The sequence below is a fragment of the Pseudomonas sp. GW456-E7 genome (assembly GCF_059424105.1).
In genome coordinates, this window is sequence record NZ_JBWKZB010000028.1 from 53,106 (window position 1) to 70,525 (window position 17,420).

Sequence of the window (17,420 nt, forward strand, 5' to 3'; positions counted from 1 at the left end):
TCTACCCCTTGACCGCGCCGGACGTCAGCCCACGCAGGAAATACTTGCCAGCGAATATGTAGACCAGCAGTGTCGGCAGCCCGGCGATCATCGCGGCGGCCATATCAACGTTGTATTCCTTGGCCCCGGTGCTGGTGTTGACCAGGTTGTTCAGGGCCACGGTAATTGGCTGGGCATCGCCGCTGGCGAAGACCACGCCGAACAGGAAGTCGTTCCAGATCTGGGTGAACTGCCAGATCAGGCAGACCATCACGATCGGGATCGACATCGGCAGCAGGATTTTCAGGAAGATCGTGAAGAAGCCCGCGCCATCGAGCCTTGCGGCCTTGACCAGCGCATCCGGAATGCTCACGTAGTAGTTGCGGAAGAACAGCGTGGTGAACGCCAGGCCGTAGACCACGTGCACCAGCACCAGGCCGGTGGTGGTGTTGGCCAGGCCGAATTTGCCGAGGGTGAACGAGGCCGGCAGCAGCACGGTCTGGAACGGCAGGAAGCAGCCGAACAGCAACAGGCCGAAGAACAACTGCGAGCCACGGAAGCGCCACATCGACAGCACATAGCCGTTCATCGCGCCGACGAAGGTCGAGATCAACACCGCCGGCACGGTGATTTTCACCGAGTTCCAGAAGTAGCCGCCGACCACGTCCCAGGCCTTGATCCAGCCGATGCCGTCGATCACGGTCGGCCAGCTCAGCAGGTTGCCAGTGCGGATGTCTTCCGGGGATTTGAAGCTGGTCAGCAGCATCACCACCAGCGGGATCAGGTACACCGCCGCTGCCAACAGCAGGGTGGCGTAGATCGCGATGCGGCTGAAACTGATGCCCGATTTTCCGAGTTGATTAGTCATGGCGTTTGCCTCGCAGCTCGGAGTACAGGTACGGCACGAGGATGGTCAGCACGGCACCGAGCATCAGCATGGCGCTGGCCGAACCGATGCCCATCTGGCCACGGCTGAAGGTGAAGGAATACATGAACATCGCCGGCAGGTCGGATGAATAACCCGGACCGCCCGCAGTCATCGCCGCGACCAGGTCGAAGCTCTTGATCGCGATGTGCGCCAGGATCATGAAGGCACTGAAGAACACCGGTCGCAGGCTCGGCAGGACGATCTTCAGGTAGATGGTCGGCAGGCTCGCACCATCGACTTGCGCGGCGCGGATGATCGATTGATCGACACCGCGCAGGCCGGCGAGGAACATCGCCATGACAAACCCCGAGGCTTGCCACACGGCGGCGATCACCAGGCAGTAGACGACGCGATCCTGATCCACCAGCCAGTCGAGACGGAAGCCTTCCCAGCCCCAGTCACGCAGCATCTTGTCCAGGCCCAGGCCAGGGTTGAGCAGCCATTTCCAGGCGGTACCGGTGACGATCATCGACAGCGCCATCGGGTACAGGTAGACGGTGCGGATAAAGCCTTCCTTGCGGATGCGCTGGTCCAACAGCACGGCGAGGAACACGCCCAGCACCAGGCTGATGCCGATGAACATGCCGCCGAACACCGCGAGGTTCTTGCTCGCGACCCACCAGCGATCGTTGTCCATCAGGCGCATGTATTGCTGCAGGCCGACCCACTTGTAGCTCGGCATGAAGCTGGAATTGGTGAAGGACAGAATGAACGTCCAGATGATGTAACCGTAGAAGCCAACCAACACGATCAGCATGCTCGGCGCGAGTACCAATTTGGGTAGCCAGCGTTGCAGCGCATCGAACGGTGAGGCTTTGCTGAAAACCGCCACAGAGCTCATCGGGATAATCCAGGTTTAGAGAAATGAATCGACACGGTGACCCCTTGTGGGAGCGAGCCTGCTCGCGAAGGCGGTGTTTCAGTCGACATCACTTCTGAATGTCAGACCGCTTTCGCGAGCAGGCTCGCTCCCACAGGGGGTGCTAGGTGTCAGGGATTACTGGGCGGCTTTGACAGCCGAGGCCAGTTGGGCGCTGGCCTTGGCCGGGTCAGCGTTCTTGTCGTTCATGAAGTTGGTGACCACGTCGAAGATCGCGCCTTGCACGGCCAGGGAAGTGGCCATGTTGTGCGCCATGCTCGGTTGCAGGCCGCCAGTCTTGTCGTCCGCAATGAAGTCCTTCGCCGACTTCTGGGCGCACTCGTCGAAGCCGAGCTTGTCCATTTCGCCCAGCATGTCGTTACGCACCGGGATCGACCCCTTGTTCATGCTGAAGACTTTCTGGAAGTCGGTGCCCAAGGCGACCTTGGCCAGGTCCTGCTGGGCAGCGATGTCACCCTTGCGATCAGCCTTGAGCTTGAACACCGCCAGGGAGTCGATGTTGTAGGTGAAGGCCTTTTCAGTGCCCGGGAACGCTACGCACAGGTAGTCCTTGCCCGCGACTTTCTTGGCCGCCGTCCACTCGCTTTTCGCCCAGTCGCCCATCATCTGCATGCCGGCCTTGCCGTTGATGACGTCGGCGGCGGCGATGTTCCAGTCACGACCGGCACGGTTCGGGTCCATGTAGCCGGTGATCTTTTTCAGCTCGGCAAACGACTGGGTCATCTCCGGGCCGGACAGGGTTTTCTGGTCCAGGTCGACCAAGGCTTTCTTGTAACCGTCGGCGCCCATGACCGAGAGCACCACGTCTTCAAACACGGTGCTGTCCTGCCAAGGCTGACCGCCGTGGGCGAGCGCGATGAAGCCTGCAGCCTTGAGCTTGTCGCCGGCGGCATAGAATTCTTCGAGGGTGGTCGGGGCTTTTTCGATCCCGGCTTTCTTGAACACTTCCGGATTGATCCACAGCCAGTTGACGCGGTGGATGTTCACCGGCACGGCGACGTAATCGCCTTCGAACTTCACGGTGTCGGAGACTTTCTTCGACAGCAGGCCATCCCAGTTTTCCGCCTTGGAAACGTCTTTCAACGCGTCGGTGCTGAGCAGGCCGGTGCTGCCCCACTCCTGGATGTCCGGACCCTTGATCTGCGCAACGCCTGGCGGGTTGCCGGCTACGGCGCGACTCTTGAGTACGGTCATGGCCGTGGAACCGCCGCCACCGGCGACTGCGCCGTCCTTCCAGGTGAAGCCGTCTTTTTCGACTTGAGCCTTCAGGACATCGACTGCTGCTTTTTCACCACCGGAGGTCCACCAGTGAACGACTTCAACGGAACCTTTGGATTCGGCGGCCAGGACACTGAGGGGGAGCGCAGACAGGGAAGCGAGAGAAATGACAGTAGCGAGGCGAGAAATCGCATTCATCTAGGAGCACCTTTCTTGTTGTTATGCATGCAAGTCTGTTGCTTGCGCTGCATAAGATTCTAAACAGGGGATATCCCCTCGCAGGTAACGAAGGGATGCGCGAATGTCACCGCATGGTTACATAGAACCGCTCTGGGACAACTGCGCCAGCGCCGTGGCCATGCTCGGCGCCAGCGCCAGGCGCGGAATCAGAACGGCTTGCCAGGCATGGTAAAGGTCAGGCTTGCCGGGCCAGATATCGGCGCTCGGGCGGTTTTGCGGATCGAGTTCGTGATACCAGCTGCCATCACAGCGGTCGATGAAATGACTGTCACAGAATTCCCAGAACAGGCGGTACCACTGCTCGTACTGCACTTCACCCGTGCGTTTGATCAGGGCACTGGCGGCGGCACTGGCTTCGCAATGGGTCCAGTGCAGGCGATGGCGGACCACCGCTTTGTTGTCCCAGTCCAGGGTGTAGACAATCCCCGGCGCGCCATCGATGTTCCAGCCGTGACGACAGTTGTGCTCGAAGAGTTGTTGCGCGTCGGTGACCAGCCAGCCCGGCGTGAGCATCCCCGCACTCACCCGCGAAGCTTCGAGGTGCAGCAACAGCCGCGCCCACTCGAAACCGTGGCCCGGGGTGGTGCCGTAGGGGCGAAAACCGTCCGCCGGATTGTCACGGTTGTAGTCCCGCAGTGGCTGCCAGTCGCGGTCGAAATGTTCGATCACCAGGTAGTCGTTGGCAGCGGCGTGACCATGGATCACCCGCTCGACGATGCGCTGTGCGCGGCACAACCAGCGGTTGTCTTCAGTGACATCGGCCAGGGCGAGGAAGGCTTCGGTGGCGTGCATGTTGCTGTTGGCGCCGCGGTACGCCTCCTCTTCACTCCAGTCGCGATTGAAGGATTCGCGCATCGCGCCTTCTTCTTCACTCCAGAACCGGGTGTCGATGATGTCGATGGCATCATCGAGCAAGGCTTGCGCACCGGGACGCTGTGCGACCACCGCCGAACTGGCAGCCAGCGCGACGAAGGCATGCAGGTAAGCGTTCTTGCCGGTGTTGCCATCGCGATGTTCGGCAGTGGCGAACCAGCCGCCGTGAACCGCATCACGCAGTGGCCCGCGCAGTGCCGCGACGCCGTGATCGACCAGCTCGGCAAAGCCTGGCAAACCCTGAATGTGGGCCATGGCGAAGCTGTGGGTCATGCGGGCGGTGTTCATGGTCTGGGCTTGCGCATCGGCCGGGAGGCGGCCTTTTTCATCGAGGTTGCCGAAGCCTTCAGGGAGCTTGGAAGCCTTGGCAAAACTCAACAGGCGCAGGCCTTCGGCGGCGAGCCATTGCTGATGGGCAGGAGCGTTCAGCCAACTGCTGAAGGCGGGTTGGAGGGTGTCCATGGCGTACCTTTTTTGTTGTTATGACTGTGGGGCAGCATAAACAACGGACGAAGGTCGGCTTGTAACGAAGGGGGTGGGTTATGTCACCAGGTTGTGACATTTCCTTGGGAGATGTGTTGGATCATCTGACGCCTTCGCGAGCAGGCTCGCTCCCACAGGGTGGCGTCTTATACAAATCCAATGTGGGAGCGAGCCTGCTCGCGAAGAACGATAACGCGGTCTGACTAGTCAACGCTGCGTGGTAACTGCAGGGTCACCCGCAACCCACCCTCACGCAGGTTCTGCAAGCTGACCTCACCACCATGGCTATGGGCAATGTTGCGGGCAATCCCCAGCCCCAACCCATACCCCTGCTGCTGCCCGGCCAGACGGAAATGCGGTTCGAACACCTGCTCCAGCCGCTGCTCCGGCACGCCGGGCCCTTCATCGTCGACATGCAGGATGAACGCGCGGTCATCGTCATCGATGTGCAGGTGCGCGTTCTGCCCGTACTTCAACGCATTGTCGATCAGGTTGCCGATGCAGCGCTTGAGCGCCAGGGGTTTGCCCGGATACGCCGCCAGCGCCCGCCCCTGCTGGGTCACGCGACCATTGCCGTTGGGGGCCAGGTACGGTTCCACCAGGCAGTCGAGCACATGGTTGAGGTCCACCGGCTCGATGTTCTCGTGGATGTCGGTGTCCTTCACACATTGCAGCGCGCCCTTGACCAGCAATTCGAGCTCGTCCAGATCGCGCCCGAACTTGGCTTGCAGCGTTTCGTCTTCGAGCAATTCAACGCGCAGGCGCAAGCGGGTGATCGGCGTGCGCAAGTCGTGGGAAATCGCACTGAACAACTGGCTGCGCTCGGTCAGGTAACGGCTGATGCGCTCGCGCATGGTGTTGAAGGCGCGCCCGACCTCGACCACTTCGCTGCCACCGCCCTCGGCCACCGGTTCCACGTCGGCCCCCAGCGACAGATCGCGCGCGGCCCGCGCCAGGCGCTTGAGCGGACGACTCTGCCAGTGCACCAGCAGGCCGATGAACAACAGCAGAAAGCCACTGGTCAGGACGATGAACCACACCTGCTGCGCCGGCAGGCCCTGCTCTTCCAGACTGGTATAGGGCTCGGGCAGCAGCGAGGCGATGTACAGCCATTCGCCCGGTGCCATCTGGATCTGCGTGACCAGCACCGGCGGGTTCACCGGTTCCAGGGTCAAGGCGTAGTGCGCCCAGGAGCGTGGCAACTCATCGAGTTTCAGGCCGCCATTGAAGATGCGCAGGTCTTCCGGGCTGACGAAGGTCACCGAGATGTCCGTGTCCTGACCGAGGGACTGGCGCAGCACCTCGTCCACCGCCTTGAGCACCGCCTCTTTGCGCGGGGTGATGGGCAGCACTTCCATGCCCAGGGGCTTGTCGTTGAGCGTGACCACGAACCGGGTGCCGCCCATGCTGCGCAACTGATCGAGCACCAGGGGCCGAAACGCCACCGGCAACGAACGAAAATAACTGACACTGGCCGTCATCGAATGGGCCAGGCTGCGGGCGCTGGTGACCAGGCCCTCGAGCTGCGTAGCGCGCAGTTGCGACACCCAGATCACGCTCGACAACGCCTGGGCGAACAACACCGCCAGCAGGGTCAACAGCAACATCCGCCCGAGCAGCGAACGCGGCATCGGTACCCTGGCGGCGAGCTTGCGCAACATCTCAGTGGCCATTGCCGGCAACCACATTGGCCGCCAGTTGGTAGCCGCTGCCACGTACGGTGCGGATCAACCGTGGCGGTTTTTCCGTGTCGCGCAGGCGCTGGCGCAACCGGCTGACCGCCATGTCGACGATGCGATCCAGCGGCATCAGTTCACGGCCACGGGTCGCGTTGCCGATGGTGTCGCGGTCGAGGATTTCCTGCGGGTGGTCGAGGAACAGTTTCAGCAGTGCGAAGTCGGCACCCGAGAGAATCACCTCTTCGCCATCGATGTGAAACAACCGATGGCTGACCATGTCCAGGCGCCAGTCATCGAAGGCCAGTACCTCACCGCCGTTACGCTCCTGACCGAACTGCGCGCGGCGCAGCAACGCCTTGATCCGCGCCTGCAATTCCCGTGGGCTGAACGGCTTGCCGAGGTAATCGTCGGCACCCAGCTCCAGGCCGATGACCCGGTCGGCTTCGTCGGAACTGGCGGTGAGCATGATGATCGGCACCTGCGCCTGGCGTGGGTGCTGGCGAATCCAGCGACACAGGCTGAAGCCGTCTTCGTCGGGCAGCATCACGTCAAGGATCACCAGGTCGGCCGGCGCCTCGTTCAGCGCCTGGCGAAAACCGGCGCCATCGGCAGTGGCACGCACCTGGAACCCGGCGCGAGTCAGGTAGGTGTCCAGCAACTCGCGTATCTCTTGATCGTCATCGACCAACAAAATCGACTTGTTGACTGAGCTCACAGGAAGGCGTCCTTGATATTGGAATTGGGCGGATTATGCCTTAAGCACCGAAACTGCAAACACCACAGAAACAATGTGGGAGCGGGCTTGCTCGCGAAAGCGGTTTTACATTCAACACATTCGTTGACTGACACACCGCATTCGCGAGCAAGCCCGCTCCCACATTTTGATCGCATTTCAGGCTGGGAGAGATTGCTCCAAGGCCACACCCGCACCCATCAAGCCCGAATACGGCGCCGTCACCAGCCACACCGGAATTCCCTTGAAGTAATCGCTCATGCAACCCTTGTCGGCGAAGCAGCGGGCGAAACCGCTTTCGAGGAAGAAATCGGCAAACCGTGGAATCACTCCGCCAACGATGTACACGCCACCGCGTCCACCGGTGGTCAGCACGTTGTTGCCCGCCACGCGACCGAGCCAGCAGCAGAACTGCTCAAGCACTTCCACGGCAATCGGGTCGCCGGCCAGCCCGGCGGCAGTGATGGCTTCCGGGGTGTCGAGCACCGGCGTGTGCCCGTCCACCGCACAGATCGCCCGGTAGACGCGCGGCAAGCCGCCGCCGCTCAACGCGGTTTCAGCGCTGACGTGGCCGATCTCGTTGAAGATGTGCTGCCAGAGTTGGGTTTCACGCGGGCTGCTCAGGGGCAGGTCGACGTGGCCGCCCTCCCCTGGCAACGCCGCAAACCGGCCCTCGCCCAGATCGAGCAAGGTGCCGACGCCCAGGCCGGTGCCCGGGCCAATCACCACGGCCGGGCGCAACGGCTCCGGCATGCCTTCGCAGACCACGCGGAATTCGCCGGGCTGCAAACGGGTCATGCCCAGGGCCATGGCCGAGAAGTCGTTGACCAGCAACAGTTGATCCACCTGCAAGGTCTGGCAGAAACCCTTGCGACTCAGACGCCAGTGATTGTTGGTGAACTTGAACTCATCGCCACTGACGGGACCGGCCACCGACAGGCACACCGAGCCGATCGAACCCGGCGCCAGTCCCAGACCGCCGAGGTAGAGGCTGATCGCTTCTTCCGGGCTGGGGAAGTCCGCCGTTGCCAGCACCTGGACCGATTCCAGCTGCTGGTTTTTCCACAACGCGAAACGTGCGTTGGTCCCACCGATGTCACCGACCAAAGCCAGTTTCAATTAAGCGTCTCCAGGGCAGAAGTAAAGGCGCTGGCGCCCTGCTCCGCCGAGCTGAAGGCCATGCGCATGAAACCAAACAGTTCGCGACCGGTGCCGATGTTGTTACCCAACAGGCCCTTGGCCGGCGTGCGCGCTGCGAATTCTTCGGCGTCCACCTTAAGCTCCAGGGTGCCTTTGACGCCATCGACGCGGATGATATCGCCCTCTTGCACCCGCGCCAAAGCGCCGCCGACATAAGCTTCGGGGCTGACGTGAATGGCCGCCGGGATTTTCCCCGACGCACCGGACATGCGTCCGTCAGTCACCAGCGCTACCTTGAAGCCGCGGTCCTGCAACACGCCGAGGAACGGCGTCATCTTGTGCAGTTCGGGCATGCCGTTGGAGCGCGGCCCCTGGAAGCGCATCACCGCGACAAAATCCTTCTCCAGCAAACCGGCCTTGAACGCATCGGCCAGGTCCTGCTGATCCTGGAACACCATGGCCGGCGCTTCGACGATCTGGTTTTCCACGGCGACGGCGGAGACTTTCATCACCCCGCGACCGAGGTTGCCTTCCATCACCCGCAGGCCACCTTCGGCCGAGAATGCGCGGGCGACCGGACGCAGGATGCTTTCATCGAGGCTGTCGGTCACGCCTTCGCGCCACACCAGCTCGCCGTTGTCGAGGAACGGTTCCTGGGTGTAGCGGCTCAGGCCGTGGCCCATCACGGTGTTGACGTTTTCGTGGAGCAGCCCGGCTTCCAGCAGTTCGCGGATCAGGAACGACATGCCGCCCGCGGCCTGGAAGTGGTTGATGTCGGCCTTGCCGTTCGGGTAGACGTGGCTCAGGGTCGGCACCACCTCGGAGAGGTCGGCCATGTCCTGCCAGGTCAGTTGAATGCCCGCCGCCATGGCGATGGCCGGCATGTGCAGGGTGTGGTTGGTCGAGCCACCGGTGGCGTGCAGCGCGACAATCGAGTTGACCAGCGAACGCTCGTCGACGATTTCGCCGATCGGCATGAAGTCGCCGTTCTGCTTGGTCAGGCGCGTGACCTGGTGCGCCGCCTCGCGGGTCAGGGCATCACGCAGCGGCGTGTTCGGGTTGACGAAGGACGCGCCTGGCAGGTGCAGGCCCATGACTTCCATCAGCAGCTGGTTGGTGTTGGCGGTGCCGTAGAAGGTGCAGGTGCCAGGGCTGTGGTAGGACTTCATCTCCGATTCCAGCAGCTCTTCGCGGGTCGCCTTGCCTTCGGCGTATTTCTGCCGCACGTCGGCTTTCTGCTTGTTGGAAATGCCCGAGACCATCGGCCCGCCCGGCACGAAGATCATCGGCAGATGGCCGAAGCGCAGCGCGCCCATCATCAGGCCCGGCACGATCTTGTCGCAGATGCCGAGCAACAGCGCGCCGTCGAACATGTTGTGGGACAGCGCCACGGCGGTGGACAGCGCGATCACTTCGCGGCTCGGCAGGCTCAGCTCCATGCCCGGCTCGCCCTGGGTCACGCCATCGCACATGGCCGGTGTGCCACCGGCGAACTGGCCGACGGAGCCGATTTCGCGCAGGGCCTTTTTGATCAGCTCGGGGAAGACTTCGTACGGCTGGTGCGCCGAGAGCATGTCGTTATATGACGAAACAATCGCAATGTTCGCGGCGTTCATCATCCGCAGGCTGTGCTTGTCGTCGCTGCCGCAACCGGCCACGCCATGGGCGAAGTTGGCGCATTGCAGCTTGCCGCGCATCGGCCCGTCGCTGGCCGCACCGCGAATCAATGCAAGGTAAGCCTCACGCGTGGCGCGACTGCGGGCGATAAGCCGTTCGGTGACCTCAAGGACGCGGGGATGCATGTGTAGAACTCCAGGCTAACGGATGTGGCGACCTGATTGTCTATGCTGATCAAAGGCCGGTGTCGATGGGATGACAGACGGTTTTCTTGATCGGTTGGACCAGTTGATTCAGGTCACTCGTTGTAGATTGAACAAAATATTGCCATCAAAAAGGCTTGTTTTCTATTTTTTTGCGAATAATCTTGTAATTCCAACAACAAAACGACGGTAGCGCCGCACTATGACTCTTCGAATCGCAATCAATGGTTTTGGCCGCATCGGCCGTAATGTCCTGCGCGCACTCTATACCCAGGGCTACCGTCAGGATCTGCAGATCGTCGCCATCAACGACCTGGGCGACAGCGCGATCAATGCTCATCTACTCAAGTACGACACCGTTCATGGCACGTTCGATGCCGATGTCCAGCATGACCAGGAGAGCCTGACGGTCAATGGCGACCGCATTTCGGTCAGCGCCATTCGCAACCCGGCCGACCTGCCCTGGGCCGCGGAAAAGATTGATGTGGTGTTCGAATGCACCGGCCTGTTCACCGACCGGGCCAAAGCCGCCGCGCATATTACGGCCGGCGCGCGCAAAGTGATTATCTCGGCCCCGGCCAAAGGCGCCGATGCCACCGTGGTTTACGGGGTGAACCACGACATTCTGCGCCAGTCGCACCAGATCATTTCCAACGCGTCGTGCACCACCAACTGCCTGGCCCCGGTGGCCCAGGTGCTGCACCGCGAGCTGGGCATCGAAAGTGGTCTGATGACCACCATTCATGCCTACACCAACGACCAGCACCTGACCGACGTCTATCACGTCGATCCGTACCGCGCCCGTTCGGCCACCCAGAACATGATCCCGAGCAAGACCGGTGCTGCTGAAGCGGTGGGCCTGGTGCTGCCGGAACTGGCGGGCAAGTTGACCGGCATGTCGGTGCGCGTACCGGTGATCAATGTGTCGCTGGTGGACCTGACCGTGCAACTCAAGCGTGAAGCGTCGGCCGATGAGGTCAATGCGCTGATGAAAGAGGCCAGCCAGCACTCGAAGATCCTTGGGTACAACACCCTGCCGCTGGTCTCCAGCGACTTCAACCACAACCCCCTGTCGTCGATCTTCGACGCCAACCACACCAAGTCCAGCGGCAAGCTGCTAAAGGTTCTGGCCTGGTACGACAACGAATGGGGCTTCTCCAACCGCATGCTCGATAACTGCCTGGCGCTGTGCAACGCAGAATAAGCAGCACGCCCCCCCTTCTTTGTAGGAGCAGCCGGTCGACGCTCGATTGCTCGCGATGGTCGTTAACGATAACGCGGGGGACCTGATGCCCCGCGGTGTTCTACAGTCCATCGCGAGCAGGCTCGCTCCTACAAGTTGCGTGTCATGTCTGGAGCAACAATCGATGATCGGCATCAGTTTTACGCAAAAGACCCTGGCGGCGCGCAAGCGTATCGCCCTGGTTGCCCATGACCACTGCAAGGTGTTCTTGCTCGACTGGGCCGAACGGCAGAAAGACAAGCTGGCCCAGCATGACCTGGTCGCTACCGGCACCACGGGGTTGTTGTTGCAACAACGCCTCGACCTGCCCGTGGAGAGCATGATCAGTGGTCCATTGGGTGGCGACCAGCAGCTCGGTGCGCAAATCGCCGAGCAACGGGTCGATATGCTGGTGTTCTTCTGGGACCCGTTCGAGCCACAACCCCACGACCCGGATATCAAGGCATTGCTGCGGGTCGCGGCCGTGTGGAACATCCCGGTGGCGTGCAACGAATGCAGCGCCGACTACCTGCTCAGCAGCCCGTTGATGGATCAGGCGCATCCCCATCGGATTCCCGATTACGCGAGCTATTTGCAGGGTCGCGGGTAAAGCTTCACAAATCAGTGCTTGACCACTCGAGTAGATGATAAGCATTATCATTCGCTCGAAATGGATCAGGTTCTCCCGTGAGTCAGTCACGCTTCAACCACGTTTTCCTCGCCCAGCGCACCTCCCTGCTGCGCACGCTGGAGCGGATGGTCAACAATCACAGCACCGCTGAAGACCTCTTGCAGGAAACTTACCTGCGGGTGACCCGTGCATTGAGCGAACGGGCCATCGATCATCTTGAGCCCTTTGTCTTCCAGACGGCGCGCAACCTGGCGCTGGATCATTTGCGCGCACGGCGCATCCATTCGCGCACCATGGTCGACGACGTACCGCAGGAGGTGGTGCACAGCGTCGCCGCCCCCACCAGCAGCGCCGAAGACGCCGCCCACGCCGAACAATTGCTGGAGCGCCTGAACGTGAGTCTCAGTGAACTCAGCGCCCGCCAACAGCGGATTTTCATCCTCAGCCGCCTGCACGGGCATAGCTACCAAGAGATCGCCGACGAACTTAACGTGTCCCTCAGTACCGTGCAGAAAGAGCTCAAATTGATCATGTCGATCTGCATCGGGGTTGCAGAACGGCATGACGGCAGCGGCAAGCTATAAGCTGCAAGTCAATCCAGAAACCAACTTTAGCTTGCGGCTTGCGGCTTGCAGCTTAAAACTGCTTCTCAAAAGCCCCTGCCGAGGAAACACCGTGACGGACAACCACCGCCCCCCTGAGCCTTCACCGGCGCAGGATCCCGCAAGTGCGATGGACCAGGCCCTGGACTGGCTGATCGTGCTCGGCAGTCCCGACGAGGAGCAGACCCGCCAATTCCAGGCGTGGCTTGACGCCGATCCGTTGAATGCCCAGGCGTTCGCCAAGGCCCAGGCAATCTGGGACGGCCCGCACGTGGCGCAATGCGCGCAAAGCCTGGCTGCCCGTCCCGCGAAAGTCACGGTCCTCGCCCGCCTGCGTCCGCACTGGAAACCGCTGGCCACTGCCGCCGTGCTGCTGCTCGGTCTGTTCAATTTCAGCAATTTGCCGATGCGCCTGCAGGCCGATCACCTGACCGTGGTCGGCGAGCGCCAGCGCCTGCAACTGGAGGACGGCTCCAAAGTCCTGCTCAATACCAATTCGGCGTTCTCAAGCACCATCAACGACCAGCAACGCGTCGCCCGCCTGTATCAGGGTGAAGCGTTTTTCGAAGTGCAGGCCAGTCGTAACCAGCCACTGGAAATCGACGCCGGCCCGGTCACGGCCAGCGTTCGCGATACCGCGTTTGCCGTGCGTTACCTCGACGGCGTGGCACAGGTGCGGGTGCAGCGCGGGGATGTCGACTTGCGCGCCACCCGTGACGATGCGCGGGTGCGTTTGTCCGCCGGGGAAAGCATTCGCATCGGCCCCAACGGCTTCGACCGCCCGGCCAAGCTGGATGCCGCCACCGACCTGGCGTGGGTCCAGGGGCGACTGGTGTTTGAAAACTGCCCGTTGAACCAGGTGCTGGCGGAACTTCGCCGCTACTACCCGGGCTGGATCATCAACAACAACGAACAGTTGGCCGATGTCGCCGTGACCGGCAACTACCGCCTCGATCAGCCACTGGATGTGGTTCGCTCCCTGGCCCACATCACCTCGGCACGGCTCCAGGAATTCCCGGCGCTGGTCATCTTGAACTGAATGAGAATTATTTTTACTCGATAGCCAAACCCTGTACGTCTCGTTATAGCCAATGCAATTGATTCGCATCTCACTATGCCTATCAGCACCTATAAAGATTCGTGCGACACGGAGCGCTATCGATGTCCTCTCGCCTCACCCGCCCAGCCACCTCACCTTCCCGCATGCTGTCACTGCTGACCGCTGCCATCCTGATGGCCGGTGCCGCACCGCTCATGGCCGCCACCGCCACCGAGCCGTCGACTCGCAAAATGGGCGACTACGCCTTCGCCATTCCCCAACAGTCTCTGGTATCGGCACTCAATGCCTTTACCGCAGTGACCGGCTGGCAGGTCGGCGTGTCGTCGGAGCTGGCGCAAGGTGTGGCGTCACCGGGCGTCCGTGGTTCGCTGTCGCCGGAGAAAGCCCTGGATCGCCTGTTGGTGGGGACCAACCTGAGTTATCGCAAACTGGGCAATAACAGCATCGTGCTGGAAAAGCGCAGCGCTGGCAGTGCCCTCAATCTGGATCAGGTCACCATCAGCGCCACCCGTAACGAGCAGGATGTGAACAGCGTACCGAGCACGGTCTCTGTCTACACGCGCGAAGATCTGGACCGCAACAACGTCAACACCATCAAGGAACTGGTGCGCTACGAACCCGGCGTTTCGGTAGGCGGCGCAGGCCAGCGCGCCGGCATCACCGGCTACAACATTCGCGGCATCGATGGCGACCGGGTGCTGACCCAGGTCGACGGGGTGCAGGTGCCCGACGGATTCTTCAACGGCCCCTATGCCCAGACCAACCGCAACTATGTCGACCCGGAAATCGTCAAGCGCGTGGAAATCCTCCGGGGCCCGGCGTCGGTGCTGTATGGCAGCAACGCCATTGGCGGTGCGGTCAGCTACTACACGCTGGACCCGGACGACATCATCAAACCGGGCAAGGATGTCGGTGCACGCCTGAAAACCGGCTACAGCTCCGCCGATGAAAGCTGGCTGACCTCCGGCACCGTCGCCGGCCGCAGCGGCGAGTTCGATGGCCTGTTGCACTTCAGTCAACGCAACGGTCATGAAACAGAGTCCTATGGCGAAACCGGCGGCACGGGCCTGAACCGTACTGAAGCCAACCCCCAGGACGCTCGCACCACCAGCGTGCTGGCAAAACTGGGCTGGGATTACGCCGACGACGCGCGCCTGGGCCTGACCTACGAGCACTACAAGGACGACCGCGACACCAATCAATTGAGCGCGGTGGGCGGCCCGTTCAATGCCGGACGCGGTTTCGGCTTCTACAAGTCCCGCACCGGCAACGACACGATCACCCGCGAACGCTTTGGCCTGGAACACAGCTTCGGCCTGGACAGTGCACTGGCTGACAACATCAAGTGGACCCTGAACTACCAGATCGCCAAGACCGACCAGACCACCGAGGAAATCTACGCGCCGTCGCGGACCGTGCTGCGCAACCGCGATACCACTTACAAGGATCGCCAATGGGTATTCGATGCCCAGGTCGACAAGTCGTTTGCCATTGCCGACACCGAACATCTCGTCACCTATGGCACCACCATCAAGCAGGACAAAATCACCGGCCTGCGTACCGGTACCGGCACTTGCCTGACCGTGGCCGGCGCCTGCCGGGTCATCGGCGCCCCCAGCGCCAGCGACACGCTGACACCCGCCAGTGACTTCCCGGACCCGACCATCAACAGCTACGCCCTGTTCGCCCAGGATCAGATCAGCTGGGGCAACTGGACCTTCCTGCCCGGTGCACGCTACGACTACACCCAGCTCAAGCCGCACATCACCGAAGAGTTCCTGGCCACCGCCGACCAGAGCGGCAACGGCACGGTGAGCGACGAGACCAAGACCTGGCATCGCCTGTCGCCGAAGTTTGGCACCACCTACAGCTTCAACGATAACTACACCTGGTACGGCCAATACGCCGAAGGCTTCCGCACCCCGACCGCCAAGGCGTTGTATGGCCGTTTCGAAAACCTCGCCGGTGGCTATCGGGTCGCACCTAATCCGGACCTCGAACCGGAAAAGAGCAAAAGCTACGAGACCGGTTTACGCGGCAACTTCGAGCAGGGCTCGTTTGACATCGCCGTGTTCTACAACAAATACCGCGACTTCATCGACGAGAACGCCATCACGCCCGGCTACACCGAGACCACGTTCCAGAGCAACAACATCAAGCACGCCACCATCAAGGGTGCCGAGGTCAAGGGACGCCTCAACCTCGACGCCTTCGGCGCGCCGCAAGGCCTGTACACCCAGGGCTCGGTGGCCTATGCCTACGGTCGCAACGACGACAGCGGCGAGCCGCTCAACAGCGTCAACCCACTGACCGGTGTGTTCGGCCTCGGTTACGAGCAGGACACCTACGGCGGTGTGCTCAACTGGACACTGGTGAAGAAGAAGGACCGCGTCGACAGCAGCACCTTCAAGACCCCGGACGGCACCAGCACCCAGTTCAAGACCCCGGGCTTCGGCATTCTTGACCTGAGCGCGTTTTACAAGGTGACCGACGACGTGACCGTCAGCGGCGGCGTCTACAACCTGACCGACAAGAAGTACTGGCTGTGGGATGACGTGCGCGGTTACGACAGTGTCGGCGAAGCCTCGGTGACCCAACCGGCCAACCTCGACCGCCTGACCCAGCCGGGTCGCAACTTCGCGGTCAACCTGATCTGGGATATCTGATCCGCTCATCTCGCCGGGTGGTTTCATCACGCCGCCCGGTGAGGATTTTTTTACTGTCAGGCGCCCTCCTGTTCGTCTCGTTACCAAGCGCCTCTTCTTTTTCAAGGAATTGCCATGACTACCCCGGCCACCGAACAACGCCCCAACTTGCGTTCGCAGCGTTTGAACCAGATCACCCACGAGCCGCACAGCAAGCTCGATGCGCTGGTCAAGGCCCACTCCCCCTTTGAAACCCAGGCCAGTTTCGCCCGCTTCGTGGTGGCGCAGTACCTGTTCCAGTCGGAACTGGTGTCGCTGTATAACGATGCCGAACTGACCGCCATTGTCCCGGACCTGCCGGCCCGCTGCCGCGCCGATGCGGCCAAAGCCGATCTGGCGGACCTGGACACCGATGTACCGGCACCTGTCGCCGGTGCCCTGAAGAACCCGACCAAGGCCCAGGCCCTGGGCTGGCTCTTCGTCTCCGAAGGCTCGAAGCTCGGTGCAGCATTCCTGATCAAGCGTGCCGTGGGCCTTGGCCTGAGCGAAACCTTCGGTGCCCGTCACCTCGGCGAACCGGCCGGCGGCCGCGCGGAAGGCTGGAAGCGCTTCGTCAAAACCCTGGACGGCCTTGAGTTCAGCGCCCAGGAAGAAGCCGACGTGGAAAAAGGCGCCCTCGACGCGTTCAACCGCTTCACGGTGTTGCTGGAGCAGGCTTACGCCACCGAAGCCGCCTGACCCAATGAGTTCCCCTTGTGGGAGCGGGCTTGCTCGCGAAAGCGGTGTGTCAGTCAACGTTGATGTTGAGGCTGATGGCCCCTTCGCGAGCAAGCCCGCTCCCACAGGGACCGATCAAGCCTCAACACCTGCCTTGAGCCCATGCCCACCTCTTCCAGACTCTCCCGCCTCCTCTTCGGCCTGCTGGCCTATGTCAGCCTGGGCATCGGCCTGATCGCGATCGTCATTCCCGGTCTGCCGACCACCGAGTTCATCCTGCTGGCCGCCTGGGCTGCGACCCGCAGTTCGCCGCGCCTGAGTGCCTGGCTGGAAAACCACCGGCTGTTCGGCCCCATCCTCCAAAACTGGCGCAACGGCAAGGTCATCGCCCGCCGGGCCAAGGTCAGTGCCACCGTCAGCATGCTGATATGCGCCGGTCTCATGTTGGTGATGCTCGAACACGGCTGGCCGATCTACCTGGCGATTGCCGGGATGGGGCTGGGCAACCTGTGGATCTGGTCACGGCCGGAATCGCTGCCGCAACCCGCCTGAATTCACCCCGCGCTTTTT

Annotated in this window: 15 protein-coding genes; 7 read left to right on the forward strand and 8 right to left on the reverse strand. The window is 61.8% G+C overall.

Going from position 1 to position 17,420, the window contains the following annotated elements; all coding sequences use genetic code 11:
• Position 1: 1 nt before the first annotated feature.
• From AC07YV_RS18320 to edd, 8 genes are all read right to left on the reverse strand, one after another.
• Complete coding sequence (locus tag AC07YV_RS18320) at positions 2–847, reverse strand: carbohydrate ABC transporter permease (RefSeq protein WP_102700510.1); 846 nt, start codon at positions 845–847, stop codon at positions 2–4.
• Positions 840–1,748 (reverse strand): carbohydrate ABC transporter permease, encoded by a 909-nt coding sequence (locus AC07YV_RS18325; protein ID WP_007974433.1) that lies wholly within the window; start codon positions 1,746–1,748, stop codon positions 840–842. Before AC07YV_RS18325 ends, AC07YV_RS18320 begins: the two co-directional genes overlap by 8 nt.
• Before the next feature lie 156 nt (positions 1,749–1,904).
• A complete protein-coding gene (locus AC07YV_RS18330) occupies positions 1,905–3,203 on the reverse strand; it encodes an ABC transporter substrate-binding protein (RefSeq protein WP_102700509.1) in 1,299 nt (432 codons plus the stop codon).
• Between the two features lie 117 nt (positions 3,204–3,320).
• Entirely contained in the window at positions 3,321–4,580 is a 1,260-nt protein-coding gene (locus AC07YV_RS18335; RefSeq protein ID WP_102700508.1) for a D-mannose isomerase, read from the reverse strand.
• Positions 4,581–4,804: 224 nt separating this feature from the next.
• Positions 4,805–6,232: an ATP-binding protein gene (locus AC07YV_RS18340; RefSeq protein ID WP_015096573.1), complete on the reverse strand. Its 1,428-nt coding sequence runs from the start codon at positions 6,230–6,232 to the stop codon at positions 4,805–4,807.
• Positions 6,233–6,263: 31 nt separating this feature from the next.
• Positions 6,264–6,995, reverse strand: a complete 732-nt coding sequence (locus AC07YV_RS18345; RefSeq protein WP_007974429.1) for a response regulator — start codon at positions 6,993–6,995, stop codon at positions 6,264–6,266.
• 177 nt (positions 6,996–7,172) lie between these two features.
• Positions 7,173–8,132, reverse strand: a complete 960-nt coding sequence (locus AC07YV_RS18350) for a glucokinase (RefSeq protein WP_102700507.1) — start codon at positions 8,130–8,132, stop codon at positions 7,173–7,175.
• Entirely contained in the window at positions 8,129–9,955 is a 1,827-nt protein-coding gene (edd, locus tag AC07YV_RS18355; protein WP_007974426.1) for a phosphogluconate dehydratase, read from the reverse strand. The genes AC07YV_RS18350 and edd overlap by 4 nt, the downstream gene beginning before the upstream one ends.
• A 220-nt stretch (positions 9,956–10,175) precedes the next feature.
• Here edd and gap point away from each other — a divergent pair, with 220 nt between their 5' ends.
• The 7 genes from gap to AC07YV_RS18390 all read left to right on the forward strand — a co-directional run bounded on the left by gap (position 10,176) and on the right by AC07YV_RS18390 (position 17,402).
• Complete coding sequence (gene gap / locus AC07YV_RS18360) at positions 10,176–11,177, forward strand: type I glyceraldehyde-3-phosphate dehydrogenase (RefSeq protein ID WP_007974423.1); 1,002 nt, start codon at positions 10,176–10,178, stop codon at positions 11,175–11,177.
• A gap of 163 nt (positions 11,178–11,340) precedes the next feature.
• Positions 11,341–11,805 (forward strand): methylglyoxal synthase, encoded by a 465-nt coding sequence (locus tag AC07YV_RS18365; protein ID WP_102700506.1) that lies wholly within the window; start codon positions 11,341–11,343, stop codon positions 11,803–11,805.
• 77 nt (positions 11,806–11,882) lie between these two features.
• Entirely contained in the window at positions 11,883–12,410 is a 528-nt protein-coding gene (locus AC07YV_RS18370; RefSeq protein ID WP_102700505.1) for an RNA polymerase sigma factor, read from the forward strand.
• Between the two features lie 91 nt (positions 12,411–12,501).
• On the forward strand, positions 12,502–13,467 hold the full coding sequence (locus tag AC07YV_RS18375) for a FecR family protein (protein ID WP_102700504.1): 966 nt from the start codon (positions 12,502–12,504) through the stop codon (positions 13,465–13,467).
• Between the two features lie 122 nt (positions 13,468–13,589).
• The gene (locus AC07YV_RS18380; protein WP_102700503.1) at positions 13,590–16,154 is read left to right on the forward strand and encodes a TonB-dependent receptor; all 2,565 of its coding nucleotides are present in this window, start codon (positions 13,590–13,592) and stop codon (positions 16,152–16,154) included.
• A 114-nt stretch (positions 16,155–16,268) separates the two neighbouring features.
• Positions 16,269–16,871, forward strand: a complete 603-nt coding sequence (locus tag AC07YV_RS18385; RefSeq protein WP_102700502.1) for a biliverdin-producing heme oxygenase — start codon at positions 16,269–16,271, stop codon at positions 16,869–16,871.
• A 141-nt stretch (positions 16,872–17,012) separates the two neighbouring features.
• A complete protein-coding gene (locus tag AC07YV_RS18390) occupies positions 17,013–17,402 on the forward strand; it encodes a YbaN family protein (RefSeq protein WP_102700501.1) in 390 nt (129 codons plus the stop codon).
• The last annotated feature ends 18 nt before the right edge of the window (positions 17,403–17,420 follow it).